Source organism: Pseudoxanthomonas spadix BD-a59, assembly GCF_000233915.3.
In the GTDB taxonomy this organism is placed as follows: Bacteria; Pseudomonadota; Gammaproteobacteria; order Xanthomonadales; family Xanthomonadaceae; genus Pseudoxanthomonas_A; species Pseudoxanthomonas_A spadix.
Map to the genome: position 1 here is coordinate 2,842,242 of NC_016147.2, position 24,107 is coordinate 2,866,348.

Genomic DNA, 24,107 nt, shown 5'->3' on the forward strand with positions numbered 1-24,107 from the left:
CGCGGGTTGTCAGAACTTGCCGTAATACCCTTCCTTCAAGGCATCGAACAGGTTGGCGGCGGTGTGCATCTCGCCGTCGTATTCGATCTGCTCGTTGCCCCTGGCTTCGACGAAGGAGCCGTCCTCCAGCTCGAAGCGATAGGTGGTGTTCTCAAGGTCGGCTTCCTTGACCAGCACGCCCTGGAAGGCGGCCGGGTTGAAGCGGAAGGTGGTGCAGCCCTTCAGACCCTGCTGGTGGGCGTAGCGGTAGATGTCCTTGAACTGCTCGTACGGGTAGTCGGTGGGGACATTGGCGGTCTTGGAGATGGAGCTGTCGACCCATTTCTGCGCGGCGGCCTGGACATCCACGTGTTCCTTGGGATGGATGTCGTCGGCGGCGATGAAGTATTCCGGCAGTGCGGCGTCGGGGTCCTCGGCAAACGGCATGGCGCGGGCGTTGACCAGCTCACGGTAGGCCAGCAGCTCGAAGGAGAACACGTCGACCTTTTCCTTGGACTTCTTGCCTTCGCGGATCACGTTGCGGCTGTAGTGGTGGGCAAAGCTGGGCTCGATGCCGTTGGAGGCGTTGTTGGCCAGGCTCAGCGAGATGGTGCCGGTCGGGGCGATGGAGCTGTGGTGGGTGAAGCGCGCACCGACCTCGGCCAGTTCCTCGACCAGGTCCGGAGCCACGGTGGCGATGCGCTGCATGTAGCGGCTGTACCTGGCGTGCAGCACCTTGCCTTCGATCTGCTGACCGATGCGCCAGCCGTCCTTTTCCATCTCCGGGCGCTGGCGCAGCATGGCCGCGGTCACCTCGAAGCGCTCTTCCATGATCGGGGCGGCGCCCTTTTCCCGGGCCAGGGCCAGGCCGGTTTCCCAGCCGGCCACGGCCATGTCGCGGGCGACCGCTTCGGTGAATGCGCACGACGGCGCGCTGCCGTACTTCATGCGCAGCATGGTCATGGCCGAGCCCAGGCCGAGGAAGCCCATGCCGTGGCGACGCTTGCGCAGGATCTCGTTGCGCTGCTGTTCCAGCGGCAGGCCGTTGATCTCGACCACGTTGTCGAGCATGCGGGTGAACACGCGCACCACTTCCTTGTATTCCTCCCAGTCAAAGCGCGCCTGGTCGGTGAACGGATCGCGCACGAAGGTGGTCAGATTGACCGAGCCCAGCAGGCAGGCGCCGTACGGCGGCAAGGGCTGCTCGCCGCAAGGATTCGTCGCGCGGATGTTCTCGCACCACCAGTTGTTGTTCATCTCGTTGACCCGGTCGATCAGGATGAAGCCCGGCTCGGCGAAGTCGTAGGTGGAGACCATGATCATGTCCCACAGGTGGCGGGCGCGGATCTGCCCGTACACCTTGCAGGCGACCAGGCCGTCGTCGCGGCTGATGTACTGGTCGGCATTGGGCCATTCGCGCCAGACGACCTTGGCCGGGTCGGTCAGGTCGAACTCGGCTTCCTCCTTCCTGCTCAGCGGGAATACCAGCGGCCACTCGGCATCGCTGTCGACCGCTTGCATGAAACCGTCGGTGATCAGCAGCGACAGGTTGAACTGGCGCAGGCGGCCGTCCTCGCGCTTGGCGCGGATGAAGTCCTTCACGTCCGGGTGCGACACATCGAAGGTGCCCATCTGCGCGCCGCGGCGGCCACCGGCCGAGGACACGGTGAAGCACATCTTGTCGAAGATATCCATGAAGGACATCGGGCCGGAGGTGTATGCGCCGGCACCGGCGACGAAGGCGCCCTTGGGCCGCAGGGTGCTGAATTCATAGCCGATGCCGCAGCCGGCCTTGAGGGTCAGGCCGGCTTCGTGGACCTTTTCCAGGATGCCGTCCATCGAGTCGGTGATGGTGCCCGAGACGGTGCAGTTGATCGTGCTGGTGGCCGGCTTGTGTTCCAGCGCACCGGCGTTGGAGGTGATGCGGCCGGCCGGGATCGCGCCGCGGCGCAGCGCCCACAGGAAGCGCTCGTACCAGTAGCTGCGCTTTTCGGCCGTGGGCTCGGCATCGGCCAGGGCCCGGGCCACGCGCTGGTAGGTGCCGTCGATGTCGGCGTCGATGGCCACGCCCGCCTTGCTCTTCAGGCGGTACTTCTTGTCCCAGATGTCCTGGGACGCCGGCTGCATCGGAATGACACGTGCCGGTTCTTCTTTCTTGACCGCCTCAAGGCGCACCGTGCTCATGGGTTGAAGCTCTCCCTAGTGAAAATGATGCCGCCGCGCCGCAAGGGCACGGGAGCGAAAGTGGGTTTTGCCGGGCCGGCGGCGCGTGCGTGGTCGCCGCGCGCCGGGCCGGATGTGAGGGGCTGCGAAGGTGATGCCGATTGTGTGCCCGGGACCGGCCCGGCAATCACGACCTGCTGCATGCGCCGGTTCCCCTGGGGCGCCTGTGTTCCCAAGCCAAACCCTATGGCTTGGGGCCGTCACGCAGCCCCGTCGCTAGATCTTGGGGCCAGGTGGACGAAGTTAGCCTTGGCCCCGGGCGCTGTCAACAGCGGATTTCCGGTTCTGCGTAGAACCCGGCCGGACCCCGCGGATGGAGCCCAGATGGGGCTCTGGGTGCCGGTTTCACCACGGGTTTAGGCACGTTTGAGCACACTCGTTCAGCTTTGTTCCGCCGACGGTCGCGCGTATTTGGCGCGGTGCCGCACCGGTTGCCGGTCACTTACTCTCTTGTCTTGCCCATCGCCCGATGCCCGCCATGCGCCCCTTGCCGACCCTGCTAGCCCTGACCGCTGCCGCCGCCTTTGGCGGATTTGTCGCCCTTGGCCTGTTCCAGGGACTGGACCAGCCGGCCCAGGCACGCGAAGACGTGCCGCCGACCAGCGCAGTCCTGTCGGCGACCGCGGGCGCGGCGCTGCCGGCAGCGGCCGGTCAACCGGTGCCGTCGCTGGCGCCAATGCTAAAGCGCGTCACCCCGGCGGTGGTCAGCGTCTACAGCCGCCGGACCGTGCGCGTGGCCAGTCCGCTGGGGCCGTTTGCCAACGACCCGATGTTCCGGCGCCTGTTCGGGATCCCGGACATCCCCCAGGAGCGGGTCGAACGCGCGCTCGGGTCGGGGGTGATCATCGACGCCCAGCGCGGCCTGGTGCTGACCAACCACCACGTGGTCGAGAACGCCGACGGGGTGTCGGTCAGCCTGGCCGACGGGCGCACGCTCGAAGCCGAATTCCTGGGTTCGGACCCGGACACCGACGTGGCCCTGATCCGGATCCCGGCCAAGGACCTGACCCAGATCCCGCTGGGCGACAGCAAGCAGCTGCAGGTCGGCGATTTCGTGGTGGCCGTGGGCAACCCGTACGGGCTGGGGCAGACCGTGACCTCGGGCATCGTCTCGGCGGTGGGCCGTACCGGCATCCCGGTCGCCAGCTTCCAGAACTTCATCCAAACCGATGCCTCGATCAACCCTGGCAATTCCGGTGGCGCGCTGGTCAACCTGCAGGGCCAGCTGGTGGGCATCAACACGGCCAGTTTCAATCCGTCCGGCTCGATGGCGGGCAACATTGGCCTGGGCTTCGCCATCCCGATCGACCTGGCGCGCAACATCGCCGAGCAGCTGTACACCAACAAGGGCGTGGTCAGGCGCGGCACCCTGGGGGTGGCCACCCAGGACGTGACCGAGCGCCTGGCCGAGGGCCTGGGCCTGGACGCCCCGCGCGGGGCGCTGGTCACCGGCGTGTATCCGGGCTCGGCCGGCGCGGCCGCCGGCCTGCAACCGGGCGATGTGATCCTGCAGGCCAACGGCCAGCGCATCGACAACGGCGCGGCGCTGCACAACTTCGAAGGCCTGCAGGGCGTGGGCAGCAAGGTGACGCTGGATGTGCGGCGGGCCGGCAAGCCGCTCAAGCTCACCGCCACCCTGAAGGAACAGTTGCGCCAGGTGGATGGCGGCGGGCTGGACCCGCGCCTGGACGGGGCGACCTTCGAGGAGCTGGACGAGGCCACCCGCCAGACCCTGCGTGCCAACGGCGCCGCCGGCGGCGTGCAGGTCGGCGAGGTCAGGTACGGCAGCCGCGCATGGGCCGCCGGGCTGCGCCCGGGCGACATCGTGTTTGCCGGCAGCAACGGCAACTTCTCCGATCTGGCCGGCTTCCGCTCCAGTTTCGGCAAGCGCCCGGCGCAGCTGGTGCTGGTCATCTGGCGAGAGGGCGTCGGCGAGATCCGGTTGCTGATGCGCTGAGGTGACTCGGCCCTGATCGGCCCGCGCAAACTAACAGGGCGTTCATGCCCACCTGGGATAAGGTCGCCCAGTCCAATCGATCCATTTCCCAGGAGATACCCCATGACCATGCCAACTGCTGCAGACAACCTGAAGAGCACCCTGGGTGAGGCGGGTGACCACCTGAAATCGGCTGCGACCGCCGCCACCGAGGCCGTACGCGGCGCCGCAGGCGTGGCCGGCGAAGAGCTCAAGGCCGGCAGGGCCCAGGTCAAATCGGAGCTGTCCGAGAGCGTCCAGGCCGGCAGGAGTGCCGCCGAGCTCGGTAGCGAGGCCGCCCGTGAGCAGATGGATGCGCTGATGGACAAGGGCCGCGACCTGATCGACAGCGCCTCCGAGCTGATCCGCGAGCGCCCGCTGGCCTCCTTCGGCATCGCCCTGGCGGCCGGCTGGGTGATCGCCAAGCTGGGCCGCAGCAGCGGCGAATAAGCCGCAGTCTGCGCGGGGCAACGCGTGCGCGACGACGCCAACACCGACCGGCCCGCGCCGCAGCCGCCGCCATCGCTGGAAGAAAGCCTGCGCCGGGTTGGCAAGAGCGGCAAGGACGGGTTTGCTTCGGCCGTTGCCACTGCGCGTGCCCTGCGCATGCTCATGGTGGCCGACTTCGCGCTGGCCCGCGGGGCCCTGGCTCGGGCGATGGTGTGGCTGTCGGTGGCGGCCGTGTTTGGGGTTTCCAGTTGGCTACTGCTGATGGGCGCGCTGATCGCGCTGCTGCAACGGGTGGTCGGCCTGTCCTGGCTGTCCTCGCTGTCCGTCGCTGCCGGCCTGAGCCTGGCCATCACTGCGCTCGGCGTATGGCGCACGCTGCACTATTTCGAGTTCACCCGGATGGAAGCCACTCGCCGCCAGCTCAAGGCGATGGGGTTTGGCGAAGAGGAAGAGGCCGCCGAACCGGACATGCCAACGGCACCGACGCCGGCGCCATTGGCCGAGGGTGCGGACCGATGAAGTTCCAGCAACTCCAGCATCGGGTGGGTCGGGCCGAAATGCTGGTCGAAGGCCGTCGCCAGCAGACCGTCGAACACGCCGGCGCACTGGTCCGCCACTGGAAGCAGGGCTGGACCCCGTGGCGCATCGTCGCCGTCGGCTTGGGACTGGGCTTGGTGGTCGGTCGGACCCGGCCGACCCATGCCATCGGCGCGACCAAGTGGCTGCGTGTGGTCAGCACGGTGTCGGGCATGTTCACCTCGCTGCAGGCGGCCGTGGCCGCATGGCAGGCCGATCAGGCCGCGGATAAAGCCGACCAGGCCGCTGACAGCGCCCAGGCCGCTGCCGGGGCCACCCACCACGCCGCGGCTGCGGCGCGCGAGGCTGCCGGCACGACCGAAGATCACGACGCCGCACAGGCCGCGCGCCATGCCGCCACCGCGCGGGCGGCCGGGATGGCCACCGCCGGCGATGGCGGCCACGGCCCACACGGGTCATCCTATCCGCGCGCTTCGGAAGCGCGCGGCGAAACCGAACCCTGGGCGGCGCATCCGCCGCGCCCGGCCGAAGCAGCAACCGACGTTTCCGAACGCTGAGACGCTGTTTCCATGAGCCAGCCGGTTCCTGACCTGTCCGCCGCGCCGGACGCCGCTGCGGTCGCGCCGATCGCGCCGCGTCCGCGTGGACCGTTATCGCTGGTGATCCTGGCCTTGCTGGCCTGCGGCTACACCCTGTGGGCGGCGCAGGCGGTGATCCTGCCGGTGCTGCTGGCCGGTTTCCTGGCGCTGGTGGGCAATCCGCTGATCCGTGGCCTGCAGAAATTCCACCTGCCGCGCTTCCTGGGCGCGGCGCTGGTCCTGATCGTTGGATTGGCGGCCGCTGCCACGCTGACCTACCAGCTGGTGCCACCGGCCGCGGCCTGGGCCAAGGCCGCGCCGCGCGAGCTGCGCCAGCTGGCGCCCAAGCTGCGGGCGCTGACCAAGCCGGTCCATGACGCCAACGAGGCCGCGGAGAACTTCGCCCGCGCCGCCGCCGGCGATACCGGGCGCCGGCCGCAGGCCATGCGCACGGCCGACGATCCGTTCCGCGCGCTGACCACCACCCCGCGCATGGTCGCCTCGGTGCTGGCGGTGGTGCTGCTGACGTTCTTCTTCATGGTCTATGGGGCCACGCTGCAGCGGCACGCCATCGCCCTGCTGCCGCGCCGGCAGCAGCAGAAGCTCACCGTCGGCATCCTGCAATCAATCGAGCGCTCGGTTTCGCGCTACGTGCTGACCATCAGCAGCATCAACGTGCTGGTGGGGCTGCTGTTCGCCGGGGCGCTTTTCCTGCTGGCCTTCCCGCTGGCCGACGCGCTGCTGTGGGGCACGGTGGTGGCGCTGCTGAACTTCGCCCCGTACGTGGGCCCGCTGATCGGCATGGTGATGATGCTGGTGGTCGGCCTGACCGCTTTCGACGACGGATTCAAGCCACTGCTGCCGGCGGCGCTCTACCTGGGCCTGCACACCCTCGAAGGCCAGGTGGTGACCCCGATCATCCTGGGCCGGCAGATGCGGCTCTCGCCACTGATCCTGATCCTGGCGCTGATGGTGTTCGGCTCGCTGTGGGGGATCATCGGGCTGCTGCTGGCAGTGCCGATGCTGGTGTGCATCAAGCTGATCCTGGTGCAGGTGCAGGGGATGGAGGGCTGGGCGCGGTTGATGGAGTGATCCATCGCTGTGCACTCCTTCGCTCTCGCTTGTGCTGTTGCTCTCGCTGTTGCTGTCGCTCCTGCTGTTGCTGTCGCTCGTGCTGTTGCTGTCGCTCGTGCTGTCGCTGTCGCTTGTGCTGTTGCCGTTGCAGTCGCTTTTGCCTTTGCCCCTCTGACCGAGCCGTAAAGCACGCCGAGCACCGGAGCCTGGTCGGGCCGAAGAGGCGCCCTGTCTGAGCGAAGCGAGTTTGGGCGCCGTGCCCGAGCAGGCGAGGAGCGCAGGGGACCGATGCGCAGCATCGGCGTGCGTCCGGCGAGAAGCGGTTTTGCTTCCTTTTGCCAAGACAAAAGGAAGTCGCGCTGCAAGCGCGAAAGCTTTGCTCTTGATTCAAGATTTTCTTGGCTGGACCAGTGGATCACAGGCAGGATCAAGAGCTTTCGCGCCGCTGACAGAAGGAAGTCGTGCTGCAAGCACGAAAGCTTTGCTCTCGATTCAAGATTTTCTTGGCTGGACCAGTGGATCACAGGCAGGATCAAGAGCTTTCGCGCCGCTGACAGAAGGAAGTCGTGCTGCAAGCACGAAAGCTTTGCTCTTGATTCAAGATTTTCTTGGCTGCACCAGTGGATCACAGGCAGGATCAAGAGCTTTCACGTCGCTTCGCGACGCGAGCTACTTTTGTCTTGACAAAAGTAGCCAAAACCGCTACTCGCCGGACGCGATCCGCCGCTGCGCGGCGGTCCCCTGCGCTTCTCGGAAGTCCGGGCACGGCGCCCAAACTCGCTACGCTCAGACAAGGGCGCCTCTTCGGCCCGGACTTCCTGCGATGCTCGGCTCGCTTTACGGCTCAGACAGGAAAGCGAAAGCAAAGCCAGAGCCAGAGCCAGAGCCACAGCCACAGCCACAGCCACAGCCACAGCCACAGCCACAGCCAGAGCCAGAGCCAGAGCCAGAGCCAGAGCCAGAGCCACAGCCACAGCCACAGCCAAGGCAACACCAACAGCCAAGCCAACAGCAACGGCAACGGCAACGGCAACGGCGGAAGCCCGGTTCGGGCAGGCGCGCTAAAATACCTGGATGAATTTCGACATCCGCGCCGTCACCCTGGACCTGGATGACACCCTATGGCCGTTCGCGCCGATCGGCGCCCGGATCGAACAGAAGATCCATGCCTGGCTGGAACAGCACAGCCCGGCCACCGCGGCGCGGTTTCCGATCGCCGTCATGCGCACCCTGCGCGAGCAGGCCTTCGCTGCCAACCCGCACCTGGTCCACGACCTCTCCGCGTTGCGCAGGCTGACCCTGGAACACGCCCTGCGCGAAAGCGACGCGGACCTGGCGCTGCTCGATCCGGCGCTGGAGATCTTCCATGCCGAACGCAACAAGGTCGAATGCTATCCCGACGCGCTCGACGCGCTGACCCGCATCGCCGCGCGCGTGCCGGTGGCAGCGCTGACCAACGGCAATGCCGATCTGGCGCGCTGCGGGCTGGACGCGCACTTCGTGTTCCAACTCGGTGCGCGCGAACACGGCGCGGCCAAGCCGCAGGCCAGCATCTTCCACGCCGCCTGCGCGCGCCTGGCACTGCCACCGGCGCAGGTGCTGCACGTGGGCGACCATCCGCTGATGGATGCGGCCGGTGCGATGGGCGCGGGCCTGCGCGCCTGCTGGCTCAATCGCCAGGGCCTGGCCTGGCCGCTGGACCAGGCCCGGCCGGACCTGGAATTTGCCGACCTCACGGCCCTGGCCGACTGGCTGGACACGCACCTGGACACCAAGGACACCGCTGCCGCATGAACCTGCCCGCCTTTCTCGACACCGCCGATGCCAGCACCCGGCCCTTGCACGTGCTGCAGCGCGAACAGTTCGCCGACTGGAGCGCGCAGCAGCCGGCGCCGGTGCGGGCGTGGCTGCAGGCGCAGGGCTTTGCGGCCACGCCCGGTTCGCTGGTGCTGCTGCCCGGCGATGAGGGCATCGCCGGGGCGGTGATCGGCATCGGCGATGCGGCCGATCCGCTCAGCTACGGCCACGCGCCGACCGGCCTGCCCGCCGGCACCAGCTGGCGCGCCGAAGGCGGGTTGTCGGCCGAGGCGCGCGCCGCGCTGCAGCTGGGCTGGGGCCTGGGCGCGTACCGCTTCGACCGTTACAAGACGCCCTCGCGCGCGCCGGCCCGGCTGCTGCTGGAGGCGGCAGATGCCCAGGCTGCGGCACTGCTGGACGCCTGCCTGCGCGTGCGCGACCTGGTCAACACACCGGCCGAACACCTGGGCCCGGCCGAGCTGGAAGCGGTGGTCCGGCAGATCGGCGACGACCACGGCGCGCAGGTCGAGGTGTTTGCAGGCGATGCGCTGCTTGAACACAACTTCCCCGCCATCCACGCCGTGGGCCGCGCTTCGCACCGGGCGCCGCGCCTGATTGCGCTGCGCTGGGGCGCGCAGGATGCGCCGAAGGTGTCGCTGGTGGGCAAGGGCGTGTGCTTCGACAGCGGCGGCCTGGACCTCAAGCCGGCCGACGGCATGCGCAACATGAAAAAGGACATGGGCGGGGCGGCGCATGCGATCGCGCTGGCCGAGCTGGTCATGCGCCAGCGGCTGCCGGTGCGCCTGACCCTGCTGGTGCCGGCGGTGGAAAACGCGATCGGCCCGGATGCGTTCCGCCCGGGCGAGGTGATCGCCACCCGCAGCGGGGTGAGCGTGGAGATCGACAACACCGACGCCGAAGGCCGGGTGGTGCTGGGCGATGCGCTGGCCTACGCCGGCGAGGATGCACCCGAGGTGCTGCTGGATTTCGCCACGCTCACCGGCGCGGCGCGCATCGCGCTGGGGCCGGAGGTGCCGGTGCTGTTTGCCAATGACGACGCGCTGGCCAATGCCTGGCTGGAAGCCGGCGAACGCACCCGCGACCCGCTGTGGCGGCTGCCGCTCTGGCGCCCGTACCTGCGCTACCTGACCAGCACGGTGGCCGACCTGGCCAACTCCGGCTCGCGCATGGCCGGGGCGATCACCGCCGCGCTGTACCTGGAGCGCTTCGTGCCGGCCGGCACGCGGTGGGCGCACCTGGACGTGTACGCCTGGAACGACAGCGATCGCCCGGGCCGTCCGGCCGGTGGCGAGGCGATGGCGCTGCGCGCGGCCTTTCAGATGCTGCGCAGCCGCTATCCCGGCTGATCGGCGCCGCGGCCATGCCGCTGCGCGCCCGGCAGCGCGTGCACGGCGTGGCCGCTTTCGACCCGGTTGCGGCCGCGCGCCTTGGCCCGGTACAGGGCGCGGTCGGCGTGGCCCAACAGCGATTCCGGATCGGTCCCGTCATGCGGGGCCACCGCCACGCCGATCGACACGGTGACCGGCGGCAGGTCCTTGCCCATGTGCTGGACGCGCATGGCCTGGACCGCGGCGCGGATCTGTTCGGCGCGTTCCAGGGCCAGTTCGGCGGTGGCTTCGGGCAGGATCAGGGTGAACTCCTCACCGCCATAGCGGCAGGCGATGTCTTCCGGGCGCGACAGGCCCTGCAGCAGCTTGCCCAGGCCGGCCAGCAGCGCATCGCCGCCGGGATGGCCGTGGGTGTCGTTGAAGCGCTTGAAGTGGTCCAGATCCAGCATCATCAGCGCCAGCGGCAGGCCGCGGCGTTCGCAGCGCGACAGTTCGCGCGCCAGCGACTCTTCCAGATAGCGGCGGTTGAACAGCCCGGTCAGCGGCTCGCGGATGGACTGGATGCGCAGGCGCTCCTGCAGCTGCAGGTTGGACAGGGCCATGGCCAGCTGCTCGGCGGCGGTCTCGATCAGCTGCACGCGCGCCAGGAACCCGTCATCGGCCGCCGACACGTACAAAAAACCCAGCTGGTGGCCCTGGGCGCTGAGCGGAATGCACGCGGTGGCCCCGCTGCCGCTTTCCAGATGACGGCAACGCACCGCCTCGCCCGGCCCGTGCACCAGTTGCGGCTTGCCACGGCGCAGCGCCCAGCACTGGTCCGGCGGCAGCAGCTGCGCGCTGCGCACCGGCGGCACGCCCCAGTGCGCCATGGCCTCGGTGTAATCGTTCGAGGCGCGGATCCGGTACACGCTGCCGCCGGTGCCGGGCAGCAGGCGCTGCATCAGCTGGGTAGTCAGGGCCAGCGCTTCCTCGGCCTGCACGCAGCTCTGCAGCATGCTGGCGAAATGGCTCAGCTCGCGCAGGTCCGCGCCGGTGTGCTCCAGCTCGGCCACCGAGGCTTGCAGGCGCGCGTTGGCAGCCAGGGTCTGGCGCTCGGCGGCGCTGCGCCCGCGGATCTCGCGCAGCATCAGCACGTAGACCATGGCGATCACGGCGATGCCGAACGGGATGCCGGCCACCGCCAGCGCCTTGAGCAGGTTCGCGCTGCGGTCGCTGGAGGCAGCGCGCTGGACCAGCAGCGTCCGCTCGGTATCGCCCATCAGCCCCGCCTGGCGACGGATGGCATCGGAGGTGATGCGCGCATCGTCACCGATTGCCGCCTGCGCGGCGGCCAGCCCCTGGGCGTCGTAGATGCGCAGGGTGTTGTCGGCCTGGCGCAGGCGGTGGTCGATCAGCGTGCGCAGCTGCACGATGCGCTGCTTCTGGCCGGGGTTGTCCCGGACCAGGTTGTCCAGTTCGGCAAACAGCTCCGGCAGCTGGGTCTTGCCGGCCTGATAGGAGGCCAGGTAGTCGACCTGGCCGGTCAGCAGGTAGCCGCGCTGGGCCGATTCGGCATCGCGCAGGCGCGCCTCGATCTCTTCGATCCGGGCAATCACCTCGTTGGTGTGCGACACCCAACGCGCATCGGTGGCGAAGCGGTCGGTGCCCTGCAGGACGCCGACGCCGATGGCGACGAAGATCAGCGCCGCAAGCAGCGGGCCGATCTGGTTGGCGATGCGTCGTGTGGTGAGCATGGGTAACGTCAATGCAAGCTGTGTGCCATGGTAGCGTCTTGCCGGACCGGGCACGCCGCAGCAACGCAGGGCCCGGCCCTGGGGTTCCGCCGCGCGGCTACAGCCAGCCCTTCTGCCTGGCCAGGCGGTGGGCCTCGATCCGGTTGCCCACGCCCAGCTTGCTGATCGCCTCGGAGAGGTAGTTGCGCACCGTCCCGTGCGACAGGTGCAGCTGCCTGGCGATCTCTGCCGCGGTGGCGCCATCGCCGGCCAGGCGCAGGACCTGGCGCTCGCGTTCGTTGAGTGGATCCGGTTCGGACCAGGCCTCCAGGGCCAGTTCCGGTGCGATCGCGCGGCCGCCGCGGTGCACGCTGCGCAGCGCCTGGGCCAGGTGTTCGGGCGGCGCATCCTTGAGCAGATAGCCGGCCACGCCGGCCTCCAGCGCCCGGCGCAGGAAGCCGGGCCGGGCGAAGGTGGTCACGATCACCACCCGGGTGGGCAGTTGCTGGCGCTGCACGCGCTGGGCCAGTTCCAGGCCGGACAGGCCGGGCATCTCGATGTCGGTGACCAGCACGTCCGGCCGCAGCCGCTGCAGCTCGCGCCAGGCCGCTTCGCCATCGGCCGCCGCGCCCAGCACGTCGATGTCGTCCTCCAGGCCCAGCAGCGCGGCCAGCGCGCCGCGGACCATGGCCTGGTCTTCGGCCAGCAGGACCCGGATCACGGACGGGCCGGTGCAGTGGTCATGGCGATCATTCCAGTGCGGCCGACGCCGCGAGCGCTGCAAGTGCATCGGCCTGGTCGAGGCAGGCCGGCCACGGCGCGCTTGCGATCACGCTGGTGCCGCGACCACGCGCCGAGTCCAGCTGCAGCACGCCGTCCACCGCCTGCAGCCGTGCGCGCATGCCCTCCAGGCCGTTGCCAGGCACCAGATCGCCGCCGCGCCCATCGTCGTCGATGCGCAGCTGCAGCGCCGCGGTCCCGGCGCTGACCTGCACGTGCACCTGGCGGGCCCGCGCATGCCGCTGCACGTTGGTGATGGCCTCGCGCAGGATCAGGGCGAAGGCGGTTTCCACCGCCGGCGGCAGCGGCACGTCATCGACCTGGTAGTGCAGCGCGATACCGTCGGTTTCCAGCAGCAGCTTGCCCGCTGCCAGCTCGGCGGCCAGCTGCGCCGAACGGATCCCGCTGACCGCGCGCCGCACCTGCGCCAGCGCCTGGCGCGCCACGCGGCTGACCTCGTCCATTTCGCGATGCGCGGCGGCCGGATCGCGCTCGACCAGCCGCCGGGCCAGATCGGATTTCAACGCCACCAGCGACAGCGTATGCCCGAGCAGGTCGTGCAGGTCGCGGCCGATGCGTTCGCGTTCGGCTACCGCCGCCAGGCGCCGGACTTCGTCGTGGCTCAGGCGCAGGGCGGCGTCCTTGTGCCGATTCAGCCGCTGCACCGCGATGGCCAGCCCGGTGCCCAGGGTCGAGACCGGCAGCCAGACCAGCATCTGCCACGGATAACCCAATGCCAGCGAGAAACCCAGGAACGCCGCGTTCAAGGCCAGCAGCCACAGCAGGTAGCGCCGCAGTGCGTGGCGACCTTCGGTACGCAGGGTCAGGCAGCCGAACACGAAGTAGCTGATGCCGGACGGAAACACCGGCAGCAGCGCGGTGGCCAACACGATCATGCCCAGCGCGTAGCGGTTTGCCAGGTGCCGTGGCGCCAGCATGGTCCGCGCGTACAGCAGCACGAACGGCGGATAGGACGCCAGCGTCCACAGCAGCCAGGTGCGGTCGTAGCCCTGCGGAGTGAACACCGGCACCACGAACACCCACACCGACCACACCAGGTGCACCGCCTCGGTCCAGGGCGACTTGCCCTGTCGCAGGCGCTCGGCGGCCTCCGAACCGGGCGCAGGGCGCAACCATGCGGGCAGGGACAACCTCATGTCGGCAGATCCTTGTTCACGCCATGATCTTGCCACCGGCGGGGCGGGTTCACCCGCGACGCAACCGGCGCTGGGCCAGCGCGAAGCAGGCCACGGTCACCGCCCCCAACACCGACACATGCAGCCAGAGCGCGTGGCCGCTGTCCTGGCCCACCACCTTCAACGCCAGCTGGGCCAGGTGCCAGGCCGGCCACAGCGGTGCGATCTGGGCGAACAATGGCGGCAGCATCGACAGCGGCAGCCACAGGCCAGAGAGCAGCGCCAGCGGCAGGTAGACCAGGTTGACCACCGCCGGCGCGCCGCTGCCGCTGACCAGGGTGCCGATCAGCAGGCCCAGCGCGCAGAACGGCAGCACGCCCAGCACATCGACCAGCAGCAGCGTGCCCATCTGCGCCAGCGTCAGCGGCACGCCGCCGAGCAGGCGCCCGGCCAGGATCAGCAGCACCCCGATGCACACGGCGAACACCATCGCCATCACCATCTTGGCCACCAGCGGTGCGCCGGCCGGGACCGGCAGCGCGCGCTTGAGTGTGAGCAGGCCGCGCTCGCGGTCCAGCGCCAGGCTCACCCCGAAGCCGAACAGGCCCGGTCCCATCACCCCGAACACGCTGTAGCTGGCCATCAGGTACTGACTGGCGCCAGGATTGCCGTGGTGGAGCAGCACGCCGAACAGCAGGTAGAACATCAGTGGGAAGATCATCGTCGGCAGTGCAAACGAGGGCGTGCGCAACAGGCGGATGAATTCATAGCGCGCCTCGCGGGCGTACACGCCCAGCAGTGCCGGCGCGCGCGGCGCGGACGCAGTGAAGGTATTCATGCAGCCTCCTGCGAATCGGTGATGGCAAGGAACGCGTCGGCCAGGCCGGCGCGGCGGACTTCCAGGCCGTGCAGCTGCGGATCGGCCTGCAGCAGGCGCGCGACGATGGGCTCGGCCGGCTCGGCCTGGATCTCCAGCACCGCGCCATCGCGCCGGGCGCTGCGCACGCCGGGCCACTGCGCGATCGCTTCGGCACTGAGCTCGGTCTGCGCGCGAATGCAGCGCTGCAGCACGCTGGCGCGGATCTGGGCAACGCTGCCGCGTGCCACGATCCGGCCGGCCTGCAGCACCGCCACGTCGTCGGCCAGCGCTTCGGCCTCTTCCAGATAATGTGTGGTCAGCAGCACCGCGCAACCGGCGGCGGCGCGTTCGCCGATGGCCGCCCACAGCTGGCGGCGCGCCTGGATGTCCATGCCGGTGGTGGGCTCGTCCAGGAACAGCACCTGCGGGCGCCCGCAGATGGCCAGGGCGAACTGCACCCGGCGCTGCTGCCCGCCGGAGAGCCTGCCGTAGGGACGGGCGAGCAGGCCCTGCAGGCCGGCGATGGTCACACACTCGGCCACGCTCAGCGCATCGGGGTAATAACCGCGGGTCTGCGCGATCAGCTCGCCCACCCGCAGGGTGTCAGGCAAGGCCGCGTGCTGCAGCATCACCCCGATCCGGCGCCGCGCGTCCAGCGCTTGGGGCGACTGGCCAAACAGCAAGGCGTGGCCCGCATCGGTGCGCTGCAGGCCCAGCAGCAGCGACACCGCCGTGCTCTTGCCTGCGCCATTGGGACCCAGCAGCGCCAGCACGCGGCCGGGCTGCAGGGCCAGATCCACGCCCTCCAGCGCGGTCAGCGCGCCGTAGCGCTTGTGGACCTGCGCCAGCTGCGCTGGCACGGCCGGGGAAAAGCGCGGTTGCATCGGGGGTGTCTGTGCCATTGCCTGGATTGCGCTCAGCCTGCGCCGGGCGCAAGGGGCTGCGGCAGTGGCCGTCATCAGGCCATGCAGGTGACAGCTGCCACTGGCTGCGCGCGCCCTGCCAGCCCATGCTGCGGCCCACCGAAGGCGCGGCCCGACTTTGCTGGTGACTTCCGCCGGCTTGGTGCCAAGCACCGGGTTGGTCACACTTGCGGCCCGACGACGCCACTGATGGATCCATGAACGCCTCTGCCGAACTGCTCAAGGAACTGCGTATCGACCGCAAGGCCCCGCCGCCGGCGCCGCAGCGGCGCTGGCTGTGGATCGTGCTGGCCGTGATCGTGCTGCTGGCGCTGGCCGGCGGCGCCTGGTTTTTCCTGGGCAGGGCCAGGCCGGTGGAAGTGCGCACCGCGCCGGTGGTGTCGATGGACAGTGCCGGCGCCGGCGCCTCGGTGCTGGATGCAACCGGCTACGTGGTCGCCCGGCGCATCGCCACGGTGTCGGCGCAGATCACCGGCCGGGTGGAGGAAGTGATGATCGAGGAAGGCCAGCGGGTCGAGCAGGGCCAGGTGCTGGCGCGGCTGGATCCGATCAGTGCCGATGCCGAGCGCAGCCTGTCGCAGTCGCAGCTGGCCTCGGCGCAGAGCCAGGTCAACAACGTGCAGGCCCAGCTGACCCGGGCCGAAGCCGAGGCCGGGCGCCTGGATGCGCTGGTGGCCCAGCAGCTGGTCTCGCGCTCGCAGTACGACCAGCAGGTGGCCGACCGCGACGCGCTGCGCGCGCAGCTGGAAACCGCGCGCCGCAACGTGCAGGTCGCCCGCGACCAGCTGAGGATCTCCGGCATCGGCAGGGACTACACCGTGGTGCGCGCGCCGTTCGCCGGGATCGTCACCGCCAAGTCCGCCCAGCCCGGCGAGATCGTTTCGCCGCTGTCGGCCGGCGGCGGCTTCACCCGCACCGGCATTGGCACCATCGTCGACATGGATTCGCTGGAAGTGGAAGTGGATGTCGGCGAGGCCTACATCGGCCGGGTGCAGCCGAAGATGCCGGTGCAGGCCACCCTCAACGCCTACCCGGACTGGAAGATCCCGGCCGAGGTGATTGCCATCATCCCCGCCGCCGACCGCGGCAAGGCCACGGTCAAGGTGCGCATCGCGCTCAAGCTCAAGGACCCGCGCATCGTCCCGGACATGGGCGTGCGGGTGAGCTTCCTGGAGAAGGAACCACCCACCCAGGCGCAGCAGCCCAAGGGCGTGCGCGTGCCCAACGCGGCCATCACCGAGCGCGACGGCAAACCGGTGGCCTTCGCCGTCAGCGACGACAACACCGTGCGCCAGCGCGCCATCCAGCCCGGCATCGCCCTGGCCCAGGACCGCCAGGTGCTGAGCGGCCTGAGCGCCGGCGAGACGGTGGTACTGGATCCGACACCGGAACTGAAGGAAGGCACCCGGGTGATCGAAGCCGGCAGCGAGGCCAAGTGAGCCAGTGCGATCGGACATGAGAAGAGCAAGGCACGAGCACCCCTCCCAACCCTCCCCTGCGCGCAGGGGAGGGCTATAAACCAGCCCAGAGAGACCACGCCCATGTCCACCCTCGTCACCCTGCGCAACATCACCAAGACCTACCAGCGCGGCCCGGAGCAGGTCAAAGTGCTGCACGGCATCGACCTGGACATCGCCCGCGGCGATTTCGTCGCGCTGATGGGCCCGTCCGGCTCGGGCAAGACCACCCTGCTCAACTTGATCGGCGGCCTGGATTGGCCCAGCTCCGGGCAGATCGAGATCGAAGGCGAGCGCATCGACCGCATGAGCGGCGCCCAGCTGGCGACCTGGCGCAGCCACCACGTCGGCTTCGTGTTCCAGTTCTACAACCTGATGCCGATGCTCACCGCGCAGAAGAACGTGGAGCTGCCGCTGCTGCTGACCCACCTCAACGCGGCCCAGCGCAAGCGCAACGCGCAGATCGCCCTGACCCTGGTGGGCCTGGCCGAGCGTCGCGACCATCGCCCCAGCGAACTGTCCGGCGGCCAGCAGCAGCGCGTGGCGATCGCCCGGGCGATCGTGTCCGACCCGACTTTCCTGATCTGCGACGAACCGACCGGCGACCTGGACCGGCAGTCGGCCGAGGACGTCCTGGGCCTGCTGCAGCAGCTCAACCGCGAGCACGGCAAGACCATCATCATGGTCACCCACGATCCGAAGGCGGCCGAATACGCCACCCACACCGTGCACCTGGACAAGGGCGAGCTGGCCACCGAAGCAGCTCACTGAGGGAGCACGGCCATGAAATACTTCTCGCTCGTCTGGGCGCAGCTGTTTCGCAGCAAGACCCGCACCGCGCTGACCCTGCTATCGGTGGTCGCGGCATTCCTGCTGTTCGGCATGCTCGATTCGGTCCGCGTGGCATTCAGCTCCGGTGGCAGCGTCGATGGGGCCAACCGGCTGGTGGTGGCCTCGCGCCTGTCCATCACCCAGTCGCTGCCGGTCAGCCTGCAGTCGCAGATCCGCAACGTGGCCGGGGTGCGCGATGTGACCTATGCGATGTGGTTCGGCGGCATCTATCGCGATCCAAAGGACTTCTTCCCCAACTTCTCGGTCGCGCCGAACTTCTTCGACGTCTACACCAACTACGAATTACCGGCCGACCAGCGCAAGGCCTTCGCCGCCAACCAGACCGGCGCGATCGTCGGCGAGAGCCTGGCCAGGAAATTCGGCTGGAAGGTCGGCGACACCATCCCGCTGCAGGCCACCATCTTCCCGCGCGGCGGCAGCAACGACTGGCCGCTGCAGGTGTCCGGGATCTTCCGTTCCAGGGACCGCGCCGCGGCGGCCAACGAGGAAAACCAGCTGATGATGCACTGGAAGTACTTCGATGAGTCCAACGACTACATCAAGAGCCAGGTCAGCTGGTTCACCGTCAAGCTGGCCAACCCGGACAACGCCTCGCGCGTAGCCAATGCGATCGACGCGCTGTCGGCCAACTCCGACCACGAAACCAAGTCCCAGACCGAATCGGCATTCCAGCAGGCCTTCGTCAAGCAGTTCGCCGATATCGGCCTGATCGTCACCGCGATCATGGGGGCGGTGTTCTTCACCCTGCTGCTGCTTACCGGCAACACCATGGCCCAGGCGGTGCGCGAGCGCATCCCGGAGCTGGCCACGCTCAAGACGCTGGGCTTCCAGGACTCCACCGTGCTGACCCTGGTGATGATCGAATCGGTGCTGCTGATCGTGCTGGGCGGCCTGATCGGCATGGGCCTGGCCTCGGTGGTCATGCCGATCCTGGGCAAGGCCAGCGGCGGCATGTTGCCCGGCGGCGGCGTGCCGGCGCAGACCTGGCTGATCGGGCTGGGCCTGATGGTGGTGATCGGCGTGGTGGTCGGCGTGCTGCCGGCGCTGCGCGCGCGGCGCCTGAAGATCGTCGACGCACTGGCCGGACGCTAAGGGGAGGCCCTGATGAAAACCAGACTCTGGAACCTGTTGAGCACCGTGCTGCTGATCGTGGCGCTGGGCGCGTGGATCGCCCTGCCCTGGCAAGGCGTGCTGGCCGTGGCGGTGGTGCTGGCCCTGTGGCTGGTGCTGACCCGCAGCGGCAGGCTGGCGCTGGCGGCCGCGCGCATCGGCATCGCCAGCCTGCCGCAGCGCTGGGGCGCCTCGTCGGTGATCATCGTGGGCATCGCCGGGGTGGTCGGCGTGCTGGTGGCGATGCTGGCGATGGGCGAAGGCTTCAAGGCCACCCTCAACGGCACCGGCGATGACAGCACCGCGCTGGTGCTGCGCGGCGGCTCGCAGGCCGAGACCAACTCGGTCATCACCCGCAACCAGGTGCCGCTGGTCAGCACCCTGCCCGGCGTGGCCAGGGGCGCGGACGGCAAGCCGCTGATCTCGGCCGAGCTGTCGCAGGTGGTCAACCTGCCTTCGATGGCCGACGGCACCGACACCAACGTGCAGTTCCGCGGCATCGGCGACGCCGGCTGGGCGGTACATCCGTCGGTGAAGATCGTCCAAGGCCGCCCGTTCAGGCCCGGCCTGCGCGAAGTGGTGGTCGGCAAGGGCGCGCAGGGCCAGTTCCGCGGGCTCAAGCTCGGCAATACGCTGGATCTGGGCAAGCAGCAGTGGACGGTGGTGGGCACCTTCGCCTCCGGTGACGCGCATGAGTCGGAGCTGTGGACCGACGTGGAGACCCTGGCCAGCACCTACAACCGGCGCGCCTTCCAGTCGCTGACCGTGCGCACCGATGGCACCGATGGCTTCGCCCGGTTCAAGGCCGCCATGGCCGAAAACCCGCAGCTCAAGCTGGACGTGGAAACCACCCGCGCCTACTACGCCAAGCAGTCCGGCCAGCTGGCCACCATCATCCGGATCCTGGGCACGGTGATTGGCGCGATCATGGCGGTGGGCGCGGTCTTCGGCGCGCTCAACACCATGTACGCCGCGGTGGCCACCCGCGCCCGCGAGATCGCCACCATGCGCGCGATCGGCTTTGGCGGCCTGCCGGTGGTGGTGGCGGTGATGCTGGAAACCATGCTGCTGGCGCTGCTGGGCGGGGTGCTGGGCGGGCTGATCGCCTGGGCGGTGTTCAACAACTACGCCGTGTCCACGCTGGGCGCCAACTTCAGCCAGGTGGTGTTCCAGTTCAGGGTCTCGCCGGAACTGCTGTGGAGCGGCCTGAAGTGGGCGCTGGGGATCGGCCTGGTCGGCGGCCTGTTCCCGGCCCTGCGCGCCGCGCGCCTGCCGATCACCGTGGCCCTGCGCGAGGTGTAAGGCCTGCGCCAGCGCCGGGCGAAAGGCGCCCTGGGTCCTTCCGCCCATCGGCGCTGTCATCGCGTTGTCATGCTGGTGCGATAGCACCGCCAGGGGTGGCCACGCTAGGCTGCGCGGCCGCATCATTTCGTCCCAACGCCGATGTCCCGCCTGTTCCTGCTGGTCTGCCTGTGCTGCCTACTGCTGGTCGCCTGCATTCCCCCCACCTCCACATCGCTGAGCACCCGCCTGGTCGCGCCTGGCGGCGTCTCGCCGCTGCTGGACAGCGCGCATGTGGAATCGTTGATGGCGCGCCTGCCCGCGCGCAGCGGCCGGCTGCCCGGCGAGGGCGGCGTGCCGATCTTCTGGCAGGCGCTGGATCCGGGCGATTACCAGCTGGACTACCGCTACACCGGCGACCCGGACGGCACGGCGCTGCAGCAGGTGGCCTTCGATGTGACCTTCACCAGGCCCACGGCGACCGCGGCGCCGCGCGGCACGGTCGTGCTGCTGCACGGCTGGATGATGGACGGCGATTCGCTGATGCCCTGGGCGCTGCGGCTGGCCCAGGCCGGCTACCGCACCATCAGCCTGGACCTGCGCAACCACGGGCGCTCGGGCAGCGGCCGGTCCGGCTACGGCACGCGCGAAGGCCAGGACGTGGCGCGGGTGGTGGGCGAACTGCGCGCCCGCGGCGAGATCGCCGGGCCGCTGTACCTGTTCGGCGTGTCCTATGGCGCGGCCACGGCGATCTTCGCCGCGCACGAGCTGGGCCAGCAGGTCGCCGGGGTGGTGGCGATGGAGTCCTTCGACAACGCCGGCCGCGCCATCCGCGACATGGTCCCGCACATGCTCTCAAGCCCGCCGGACACCTGGAAGAGCGCGGCCGCGACCCTGATCGCGCAGGCCACCTATGGCCGCCAGAACCTGGACGCGGTGATCGCCGCGGCCGACGCGCAGCTGGGGCTCAACCTGGACCAGGTCGACGTGGCTGCAGCCCTGCGCACCACCCCGGCGTGCGTGCTGCTGGTCCATGGCAGCAACGATCGCCATATCCCGGTCGCGCATGGCCGCATGCTGGCCGCGGCCGCACCGCGCGATGCCTACCTGGAAGTGCCCGGCGAAACCCACCTGAGCCTGCCGATGCAACTGGAGCGGCTGGGGCCGAGCGTGGACCAGTGGTTCGCCGAAACCGCTACACCCGGTGCCACCTGCCCGGCCGCGCGCGCACTGGCGCCGCAGCCGCACGCGCCGCTGGTCGCCGCCGCGCGTTAGCGGCTCAGATTGGCGGGTCGATCCAGCCGCGGCGCGCGGCATCGGCCAGGTCCGCCGGGGTATCCAGGTCCAATGCCAGCTCGGGCGCCTGCACCCGCCCGACCTGCGCGGGCGGCAGGGCGTTGAGCAGCTCGCGCAGGCCCGCATCGCCCTGCGGCCGGGCCGTGAGCAGGCGCGCCATCGCCACCACCGCCGGCACGCCCATGCGCGTGCCGTGCACGCTGCCCGCACAACCGGAAGCAGCGCCGTCGGCGGCCTGCAACAACGCCTCAAGGTGCGCGCGCTGCAGCGCCGGCTGATCGCAGGCCAGCAGCAGGCAGCGGCTGGCCCCGGCGGCGTCCACGGCCAGGACCTCGCACGCGGCGCGCACGCTGGAACCCAGGCCCTGGCGCCAGTGGCCATTGAGCACCACTTGCACGTCGTCGGCGCGGCCAGCGGCGGCGATCTGGTCTGCGTGGGCGCCGACCACCAGCAGCAGGCGCGCAGGCGCGGTCTCGCGCGCCAGGCGCAGCGCGCGCTGCACCAGGGTTTCGCCGTCGCGCTCGATCAGTTGCTTGGGTCGTCCGCCCAGTCGACGGCTGCCGCCGGCGGCCAGGACCACGGCCACGTGGCCGCTCACCCCGTGCGCCCGTGGCGCCAGGCCTGCAATTGCGCGGCGATGCTCAGGGCGATGGCCTGTTCGCCACGGCCGCCCAGGTCCAGGCCCACCGGCGAACGCAGCCGCTTGCCCAGCGCATCGACGGCAGCAGGCGGCAGCAGGCGGAACAGGTCCTCACGCCGCCGATGCGGACCGAGCAGGCCGATGAAGGGGATGTCGGTGGCCGCCAGCGCTTCCAGCGCCTCGCGGTCCAGTTCGAAATTGTGGTGCATGACCAGCGCCACATCGGCGTCGGCCAGGGCCGGCAGCATCGCCGCGGTGGCCGGCGCGATGGCCTGCCAGTCGTCGGCCGGCAACGGGCGTTCGGGCGAAGGCGACCAGCGCGGGCGACGCTCCACCAGGGTGGTCATCCAGCCGCCATCGCGCAGCAGCGGCAACAGGTGCGGCAGTTCGGGACCGGCGCCGAACAGCACCACCTTCGGCGGCGCCTTGAACAGCAGGGCGATCGTGCGCTGCACGCCCGCAGGCGCAGCGGTGGCCGGCAGCTTCCACTGCCGATCGCCCAAGGCCAGCGCCAGCGCGCCCTCGCCCAGGGGCTGCAAGGTCAAGGTCAGGTCTGTGCCGCTTCGCCACGCACGCACCGCCTGGTCCCAGCCGGGCAGGCGCGCGAGCGGCAGCAGCGCCAGGACCAGTCGCCCCCGACAGCCCACGGCCGAACCAGACAGCAGATCCTCGTCGTCGCGGGTGTCCACCTCCATCCAGTCCAGCTGGCCGGCACGCGCGGCGGCCAGGGCCCGGACTTCGATCTCCGGCTCCAGGCAGCCGCCGCTGAGCCAGCCGACCTGCGCATCGGGCCCGTCGAACAGCGCCATCGCGCCACTGCGCACGTAGGTCGAGCCCTCGGTCTGGACCACCAGCGCCAGGGCGACGTGGGCATGGACCGCGCGCGCGCTGGCGTCCATGACACCGCGATGGACCTCGGCCTGCTGCAGCGTGGGGGCCAGATCGTCTTGCATGGGCCGATGATGCCTGGCGCCGCTTCAGAAGCTCGTGATGCCCAGGCGCCGGGCGCTGATCTGCAGCGCCAGCAGCCGCCGGAACACCGGCAACGGGTCCCACGCCACGAGCACGCCGACCGTGGCCGCCGCGCCGTGTCGACCCGGCATCGAGGCCACCATGTTCACCTGGTCCGCAACCGCGCCAGGTTGATCACCACCACGCCGGCCAGGATCAGCGCCATCGCACCCAGGTCGTGGACCGTGAAGCGCTCGTGTGCCAGCCATGCGCCCAGCGCCACGGCGATGACTGGATTGACATAGGCATAGCTGGCGGCCAGCGCCGGGCGCACGTGCTGCAGCAGCCATACATAGGCGGTGAACGCGACGACCGAACCGAACATCGCCAGGTAGGCCACCGCCAGCACGCCTTCCCACCGCGGCCAGGCGTTGATGCGCTCGCCATGCAGCATGCCGGCGACCACCAGCAGCACGCCGCCGCAGAGCATCTGCGCCGCGGCGGCCATGAACGGCGAAGGCAGGTCGCGGCCACGCGACCACACCGAGCCGAATGCCCAGGCCAGCGGCGACAGCAGCAGGTACAGCAGTCCCATCGGGCTACCGGTCAGGGTGCCGCCGGCATTGAGCCAGACCACGCCGGCAAAGCCCAGCACGATGCCAAGCCATTCCCCGTGCGTGGCGCGTTGCCCGCGCAGCATGCCGAACAGGCCCATCCACACCGGCATCGAGGCCACCGCCACCGCGGCCAGGCCGGAGGACACCGTGGTTTCGGCCAGCACCACCAGGCCGTTGCCCAACCCCAGCAGCAACGCCCCCATCACCGCCAGCGTCTTCCACTGCGCGCGCGAGGGCGCGGCAACGCCCTTCAGCCGCAGCACCGCGAACATCAGGGCGCCGGCCACCACGAAGCGCAGGCCCGAGATCACCAGCAGCGGCGGCATGCCGTGATCCAGGGCGATGCGGATACCCAGATAGGTCGAGCCCCACACCACGTACACCGCCAGCAACGCGGTCAGGACCGCCAGGGCTTTGGGCGAAGACGGAGTGGGCGTGGACGAGGCCATGGAGCCAGACACCTGCACAAAAGGCCGCACAGTCTAGGCGAGCACCGCCGCGCGCGGATGGAAACCGGCGCTGCAGCTTCTG

At 69.7% G+C, this 24,107-nt stretch carries 24 protein-coding genes; 13 read left to right on the plus strand and 11 right to left on the minus strand.

From position 1 onward, the window contains the following. Nucleotides 1-9 precede the first annotated feature (9 nt). Nucleotides 10-2,163, minus strand: coding sequence for an adenosylcobalamin-dependent ribonucleoside-diphosphate reductase (locus DSC_RS12850; protein WP_014161610.1), 2,154 nt, complete (start codon nt 2,161-2,163; stop codon nt 10-12). Nucleotides 2,164-2,680: 517 nt separating this feature from the next. Here DSC_RS12850 and DSC_RS12855 point away from each other — a divergent pair. From DSC_RS12855 to DSC_RS16920, 6 genes are all read left to right on the plus strand, one after another. Continuing rightward, nucleotides 2,681-4,159, plus strand: coding sequence for a Do family serine endopeptidase (locus DSC_RS12855; RefSeq protein ID WP_043290673.1), 1,479 nt, complete (start codon nt 2,681-2,683; stop codon nt 4,157-4,159). 102 nt (nt 4,160-4,261) lie between these two features. Beyond that, on the plus strand, nt 4,262-4,627 hold the full coding sequence (locus DSC_RS12860; protein ID WP_014161612.1) for an ElaB/YgaM/YqjD family protein: 366 nt from the start codon (nt 4,262-4,264) through the stop codon (nt 4,625-4,627). 24 nt (nt 4,628-4,651) lie between these two features. Beyond that, nucleotides 4,652-5,146, plus strand: a complete 495-nt coding sequence (locus tag DSC_RS12865) for a hypothetical protein (RefSeq protein ID WP_014161613.1) — start codon at nt 4,652-4,654, stop codon at nt 5,144-5,146. After that, complete coding sequence (locus tag DSC_RS17005) at nt 5,143-5,721, plus strand: hypothetical protein (protein ID WP_014161614.1); 579 nt, start codon at nt 5,143-5,145, stop codon at nt 5,719-5,721. The genes DSC_RS12865 and DSC_RS17005 overlap by 4 nt, the downstream gene beginning before the upstream one ends. 12 nt (nt 5,722-5,733) lie before the next feature. Continuing rightward, on the plus strand, nt 5,734-6,834 hold the full coding sequence (locus DSC_RS12875) for an AI-2E family transporter (protein WP_014161615.1): 1,101 nt from the start codon (nt 5,734-5,736) through the stop codon (nt 6,832-6,834). Between the two features lie 270 nt (nt 6,835-7,104). Continuing rightward, entirely contained in the window at nt 7,105-7,500 is a 396-nt protein-coding gene (locus DSC_RS16920; RefSeq protein ID WP_158308242.1) for a hypothetical protein, read from the plus strand. A gap of 160 nt (nt 7,501-7,660) precedes the next feature. Here the strand turns inward: DSC_RS16920 and DSC_RS12880 are convergent, their stop codons facing one another. After that, a complete protein-coding gene (locus DSC_RS12880; RefSeq protein WP_148268141.1) occupies nt 7,661-7,849 on the minus strand; it encodes a hypothetical protein in 189 nt (62 codons plus the stop codon). A 41-nt stretch (nt 7,850-7,890) separates the two neighbouring features. On the opposite strand from DSC_RS12880, the gene DSC_RS12885 reads away from it, so the two are divergent. Both DSC_RS12885 and DSC_RS12890 read left to right on the plus strand, forming a co-directional pair. Further along, complete coding sequence (locus DSC_RS12885) at nt 7,891-8,610, plus strand: HAD family hydrolase (RefSeq protein WP_014161618.1); 720 nt, start codon at nt 7,891-7,893, stop codon at nt 8,608-8,610. After that, complete coding sequence (locus tag DSC_RS12890; RefSeq protein ID WP_014161619.1) at nt 8,607-9,980, plus strand: leucyl aminopeptidase family protein; 1,374 nt, start codon at nt 8,607-8,609, stop codon at nt 9,978-9,980. The genes DSC_RS12885 and DSC_RS12890 overlap by 4 nt, the downstream gene beginning before the upstream one ends. On the opposite strand, the gene DSC_RS12895 is transcribed toward DSC_RS12890, so the two are convergent. From DSC_RS12895 to DSC_RS12915, 5 genes are all read right to left on the minus strand, one after another. Next, on the minus strand, nt 9,968-11,695 hold the full coding sequence (locus tag DSC_RS12895) for a sensor domain-containing diguanylate cyclase (protein ID WP_014161620.1): 1,728 nt from the start codon (nt 11,693-11,695) through the stop codon (nt 9,968-9,970). The genes DSC_RS12890 and DSC_RS12895 overlap by 13 nt on opposite strands. Before the next feature lie 97 nt (nt 11,696-11,792). Then, the gene (locus tag DSC_RS12900) at nt 11,793-12,395 is read right to left on the minus strand and encodes a response regulator transcription factor (protein ID WP_014161621.1); all 603 of its coding nucleotides are present in this window, start codon (nt 12,393-12,395) and stop codon (nt 11,793-11,795) included. 28 nt (nt 12,396-12,423) lie between these two features. Next, on the minus strand, nt 12,424-13,611 hold the full coding sequence (locus tag DSC_RS12905; protein WP_014161622.1) for a sensor histidine kinase: 1,188 nt from the start codon (nt 13,609-13,611) through the stop codon (nt 12,424-12,426). A 49-nt stretch (nt 13,612-13,660) separates the two neighbouring features. Continuing rightward, nucleotides 13,661-14,428, minus strand: coding sequence for an ABC transporter permease (locus DSC_RS12910; protein WP_014161623.1), 768 nt, complete (start codon nt 14,426-14,428; stop codon nt 13,661-13,663). Further along, on the minus strand, nt 14,425-15,351 hold the full coding sequence (locus DSC_RS12915; protein ID WP_238527647.1) for an ABC transporter ATP-binding protein: 927 nt from the start codon (nt 15,349-15,351) through the stop codon (nt 14,425-14,427). The genes DSC_RS12910 and DSC_RS12915 overlap by 4 nt, the downstream gene beginning before the upstream one ends. Before the next feature lie 218 nt (nt 15,352-15,569). On the opposite strand from DSC_RS12915, the gene DSC_RS12920 reads away from it, so the two are divergent. The 5 genes from DSC_RS12920 (at nt 15,570) to DSC_RS12940 (ending at nt 21,347) form a co-directional block, all read left to right on the plus strand. After that, nucleotides 15,570-16,811 carry an efflux RND transporter periplasmic adaptor subunit gene (locus tag DSC_RS12920; protein WP_014161625.1) on the plus strand — a complete coding sequence of 414 codons (1,242 nt, stop codon included), beginning with the start codon at nt 15,570-15,572 and terminating at the stop codon, nt 16,809-16,811. Nucleotides 16,812-16,913: 102 nt separating this feature from the next. Beyond that, the gene (locus tag DSC_RS12925; protein ID WP_014161626.1) at nt 16,914-17,600 is read left to right on the plus strand and encodes an ABC transporter ATP-binding protein; all 687 of its coding nucleotides are present in this window, start codon (nt 16,914-16,916) and stop codon (nt 17,598-17,600) included. Between the two features lie 12 nt (nt 17,601-17,612). Further along, a complete protein-coding gene (locus DSC_RS12930; protein WP_014161627.1) occupies nt 17,613-18,773 on the plus strand; it encodes an ABC transporter permease in 1,161 nt (386 codons plus the stop codon). 12 nt (nt 18,774-18,785) lie between these two features. Further along, nucleotides 18,786-20,093, plus strand: a complete 1,308-nt coding sequence (locus tag DSC_RS12935; protein WP_014161628.1) for an ABC transporter permease — start codon at nt 18,786-18,788, stop codon at nt 20,091-20,093. A gap of 141 nt (nt 20,094-20,234) precedes the next feature. Then, nucleotides 20,235-21,347 carry an alpha/beta hydrolase gene (locus DSC_RS12940; RefSeq protein WP_014161629.1) on the plus strand — a complete coding sequence of 371 codons (1,113 nt, stop codon included), beginning with the start codon at nt 20,235-20,237 and terminating at the stop codon, nt 21,345-21,347. 4 nt (nt 21,348-21,351) lie between these two features. On the opposite strand, the gene DSC_RS16730 is transcribed toward DSC_RS12940, so the two are convergent. The 4 genes from DSC_RS16730 to yedA are packed head-to-tail and all read right to left on the minus strand — an operon-like array spanning nt 21,352 to nt 24,025. Continuing rightward, nucleotides 21,352-21,954 (minus strand): nucleotidyltransferase family protein, encoded by a 603-nt coding sequence (locus DSC_RS16730; protein ID WP_238527648.1) that lies wholly within the window; start codon nt 21,952-21,954, stop codon nt 21,352-21,354. 8 nt (nt 21,955-21,962) lie between these two features. Then, entirely contained in the window at nt 21,963-22,961 is a 999-nt protein-coding gene (locus DSC_RS12950) for an XdhC family protein (RefSeq protein ID WP_014161631.1), read from the minus strand. A 24-nt stretch (nt 22,962-22,985) separates the two neighbouring features. Then, nucleotides 22,986-23,111: a hypothetical protein gene (locus tag DSC_RS17370; protein ID WP_274377824.1), complete on the minus strand. Its 126-nt coding sequence runs from the start codon at nt 23,109-23,111 to the stop codon at nt 22,986-22,988. Nucleotides 23,112-23,125: 14 nt separating this feature from the next. Continuing rightward, on the minus strand, nt 23,126-24,025 hold the full coding sequence (gene yedA, locus DSC_RS12955) for a drug/metabolite exporter YedA (RefSeq protein WP_014161633.1): 900 nt from the start codon (nt 24,023-24,025) through the stop codon (nt 23,126-23,128). Nucleotides 24,026-24,107 lie beyond the last annotated feature (82 nt).

Bases quoted from the DNA above. Each gene is read 5' to 3' on its own strand.
- DSC_RS12850 (WP_014161610.1), bottom strand. From the start codon at position 2,163: ATGAGCACGGTGCGCCTTGAGGCGGTCAAGAAAGAAGAACCGGCACGT.
- DSC_RS12855 (WP_043290673.1), top strand. From the start codon at position 2,681: ATGCGCCCCTTGCCGACCCTGCTAGCCCTGACCGCTGCCGCCGCCTTT.
- DSC_RS12860 (WP_014161612.1), top strand. From the start codon at position 4,262: ATGACCATGCCAACTGCTGCAGACAACCTGAAGAGCACCCTGGGTGAG.
- DSC_RS17005 (WP_014161614.1), top strand. From the start codon at position 5,143: ATGAAGTTCCAGCAACTCCAGCATCGGGTGGGTCGGGCCGAAATGCTG.
- DSC_RS12875 (WP_014161615.1), top strand. From the start codon at position 5,734: ATGAGCCAGCCGGTTCCTGACCTGTCCGCCGCGCCGGACGCCGCTGCG.
- DSC_RS16920 (WP_158308242.1), top strand. From the start codon at position 7,105: ATGCGCAGCATCGGCGTGCGTCCGGCGAGAAGCGGTTTTGCTTCCTTT.
- DSC_RS12885 (WP_014161618.1), top strand. From the start codon at position 7,891: ATGAATTTCGACATCCGCGCCGTCACCCTGGACCTGGATGACACCCTA.
- DSC_RS12890 (WP_014161619.1), top strand. From the start codon at position 8,607: ATGAACCTGCCCGCCTTTCTCGACACCGCCGATGCCAGCACCCGGCCC.
- DSC_RS12895 (WP_014161620.1), bottom strand. From the start codon at position 11,695: ATGCTCACCACACGACGCATCGCCAACCAGATCGGCCCGCTGCTTGCG.
- DSC_RS12905 (WP_014161622.1), bottom strand. From the start codon at position 13,611: ATGAGGTTGTCCCTGCCCGCATGGTTGCGCCCTGCGCCCGGTTCGGAG.
- DSC_RS12910 (WP_014161623.1), bottom strand. From the start codon at position 14,428: ATGAATACCTTCACTGCGTCCGCGCCGCGCGCGCCGGCACTGCTGGGC.
- DSC_RS12915 (WP_238527647.1), bottom strand. From the start codon at position 15,351: ATGGCACAGACACCCCCGATGCAACCGCGCTTTTCCCCGGCCGTGCCA.
- DSC_RS12920 (WP_014161625.1), top strand. From the start codon at position 15,570: ATGAACGCCTCTGCCGAACTGCTCAAGGAACTGCGTATCGACCGCAAG.
- DSC_RS12925 (WP_014161626.1), top strand. From the start codon at position 16,914: ATGTCCACCCTCGTCACCCTGCGCAACATCACCAAGACCTACCAGCGC.
- DSC_RS12930 (WP_014161627.1), top strand. From the start codon at position 17,613: ATGAAATACTTCTCGCTCGTCTGGGCGCAGCTGTTTCGCAGCAAGACC.
- DSC_RS12935 (WP_014161628.1), top strand. From the start codon at position 18,786: ATGAAAACCAGACTCTGGAACCTGTTGAGCACCGTGCTGCTGATCGTG.
- DSC_RS12940 (WP_014161629.1), top strand. From the start codon at position 20,235: ATGTCCCGCCTGTTCCTGCTGGTCTGCCTGTGCTGCCTACTGCTGGTC.
- DSC_RS12950 (WP_014161631.1), bottom strand. From the start codon at position 22,961: ATGCAAGACGATCTGGCCCCCACGCTGCAGCAGGCCGAGGTCCATCGC.
- DSC_RS17370 (WP_274377824.1), bottom strand. From the start codon at position 23,111: ATGCCGGGTCGACACGGCGCGGCGGCCACGGTCGGCGTGCTCGTGGCG.
- yedA (WP_014161633.1), bottom strand. From the start codon at position 24,025: ATGGCCTCGTCCACGCCCACTCCGTCTTCGCCCAAAGCCCTGGCGGTC.